This window comes from methanotrophic endosymbiont of Bathymodiolus puteoserpentis (Logatchev) (assembly GCF_900128525.1).
Lineage (GTDB): Bacteria > Pseudomonadota > Gammaproteobacteria > Methylococcales > Methylomonadaceae > Methyloprofundus.
This window is the reverse complement of the sequence record NZ_FQTQ01000133.1, coordinates 1-2,218: the sequence shown is the minus strand read 5'-3', so window position 1 is coordinate 2,218 and position 2,218 is coordinate 1. Positions and strand designations below refer to the sequence as shown.

Annotated in this window: 3 protein-coding genes and 1 pseudogene; 3 read left to right on the top strand and 1 reads right to left on the bottom strand. The window is 36.7% G+C overall.

What is annotated here, in order from left to right:
• The 3 genes and pseudogenes from BQ7314_RS15675 to BQ7314_RS15845 all read left to right on the top strand — a co-directional run.
• On the top strand, positions 1 to 186 hold a 186-nt coding region (locus BQ7314_RS15675), incomplete at its 5' end, for a hypothetical protein (protein WP_217423842.1).
• Between the two features lie 282 nt (positions 187 to 468).
• Entirely contained in the window at positions 469 to 1,401 is a 933-nt protein-coding gene (locus tag BQ7314_RS10605; protein WP_174483669.1) for a replication initiator protein A, read from the top strand.
• A 14-nt stretch (positions 1,402 to 1,415) separates the two neighbouring features.
• Positions 1,416 to 1,629: pseudogene (locus BQ7314_RS15845) on the top strand (hypothetical protein).
• A gap of 16 nt (positions 1,630 to 1,645) precedes the next feature.
• On the opposite strand, the gene BQ7314_RS10600 reads toward BQ7314_RS15845, so the two are convergent.
• Positions 1,646 to 1,840: a hypothetical protein gene (locus BQ7314_RS10600; protein ID WP_174483668.1), complete on the bottom strand. Its 195-nt coding sequence runs from the start codon at positions 1,838 to 1,840 to the stop codon at positions 1,646 to 1,648.
• Positions 1,841 to 2,218: the final 378 nt, after the last annotated feature.

Here is a 2,218-nt window from a genome sequence, read left to right as displayed (position 1 = left end):
TTCTCCTTGCTATGTGGCTTTTCTTGGATCGTGTCATCAAATATTAAAACACCCTCATCCGTTTCAATTTCTCTCACTGTTTTTTTAGAACATAAAAAGAACAATGGTTATTTTTTTAGATGTTTTTTCTTATTAAAAATAAAAATAAAAGTAAAACCTAAGTTAGATAAGTTAAAAGATAGTTAATATAAGTTACAGGGTGAAAATATGCTCTGTAGGCCTTTATACAAAGGTGGTTGAAAAAATAGCGGTTAGACTTTTACAAGGTTTGGTTAGACTTTTACAAGGTTTGGTTAGACTTTTACAAGGTTTGGTTGGACTTTTACAACACCAAGTTAGTTTTGTACAAGCCGCCTTTAGTTTTTTGAATAAGGGTAAAAGTACCGTAATTTAAACATAAAGTTTTTGATATACCAATATTATTAAGGTAAGATTGAGGCATTCTAGGTTTTTGATATACCAATAGTTATGGCTGACAATTTATTGCCGGATAGGCATGGGCAAAGGGATTTTTTTACTTGCGATGTATTTGATTCATTTAAAGATGATATTGCCAGTATGGAGCACCCAGTATTTTCTTTATCTAAAAAGCCAGATCATCGTATGTTGGTGTACGAAAGAAACGGCACCACCATTAAGATAAAACCAAGCTATACAGGGTTAGCAACTATATTTGATAAGGATATACTGCTGTATCTAGCCAGTTCATTAATGAATGCCAAGAACGCAGGCGAAACTATTTCTCAAATTGTTAGATTTACCAGTTACGACTATATTATTTCGACTAATAAAAGCCTTGGTGGAACCCAATATAAATTATTGCAAGAGGGACTAGAGCGGCTTAATGGAACTTTAATTCAAACCAATATCAAAACCAATGGTGTTGAAGTAACGGAAGAGTTTGGCTTAATTGATAAGTGGAAAATAGTTAAAGAGGATGAACAGGGAAAAGCCGTTGCCATTGAAGTAAAGCTCTCAGATTGGTTTTTTAACTCAATACTAGGTAATGCTGTACTGAGTATTGATAAAGATTACTTTAGATTAAGAAAGCCTACTGAAAGGCGCTTATATGAGTTAGCACGTAAGCATTGTGGTAATCAGGTTATATGGAAAATTACTCTTTTGAACTTAAAAGAGAAACTTGGTATTACATCGCAGCTAAAGTTATTTCGCTTTAATATTAAGAAAATCACCGAAACAAACCACCTCCCCGAATACAACATCTCAATGGAAGATGATGTGGTTACGTTCACCCGCAAAGCCCCACCTAAAGAAAATAAAACGCCAGATCATTTACCCAAGCATGTGACTAAAAAAGAGGTTGAGAAGCTGGCTAGGCCGGGGGAGAGTTATGAGCAGGCTGCTAATCGAATTAAAGGGCTTAAAGCGGCTTTAAAATAAAATAGGAAAAGGTTATGAAATTCGGTTTACGTAAACCTTCATTAAGAAAAAGCATTGCGGCTAGAACATCGGTAAAACGATTTGTAAGGCATTCACTTGGAGTTAAAGCTCCTCGCGGTTGGGGTTTGGCTAACTAATCCAAAGAAAGCGGCTTATAACCGTGTTTATTCGAGAACTACATTTAGTGTCTTCGATGTTTTGAAATGGATTTTTAGTGGAAAACGGTGATAAAAAAGTGTTAGTTTCACTTTTTATAAAACTCAAAAAATCGATCCGCAATTTCCCTGTTTGTTTCCTCACCAAACTCAACGCTATGGCTGACAACCAGATCAGGGTTATTTTTTAACCAGGAATGAAATTGTTCAAGCAAGCCACGTTCTTCTAGCTGCTGGTCGGTACAATCGAAAACTTCACAAAGTTGACTGGTTATTCTGAACATACACGATCCCAATGTTATTATTTAACAACAGTAATTTTTTCAATCCCAATATCAAACAACACTCCCACCGCTGCATCTAAGCGCTTAAACACTCGCACACCGCCGCGTGCTGTTTCCAGCATAGGATTAAGTTGATGTGTCCCTTTTTTAGCGTCACTAACCAGCCATCATCGGCATCAGATTGTTTAATAACGGGCGCTTGCAAAGCCCCCGCCTGAAATAATAATTCAGCTTCTTTAACAACCATCAATGGTTCTGTCGCAAGAACTAGTGAAAGCGAAGAGCGCCTTGTCTTCAGGCATAACTATCCTGCTAAAGCCATAAATTGCTTGTAAGCAGGCATATTTTCCTCGGACAACTGTCCCTTTCGAATCATAT

Bases quoted from the DNA above. Each gene is read 5' to 3' on its own strand.
- BQ7314_RS10605 (WP_174483669.1), top strand. From the start codon at position 469: ATGGCTGACAATTTATTGCCGGATAGGCATGGGCAAAGGGATTTTTTT.
- BQ7314_RS10600 (WP_174483668.1), bottom strand. From the start codon at position 1,840: ATGTTCAGAATAACCAGTCAACTTTGTGAAGTTTTCGATTGTACCGAC.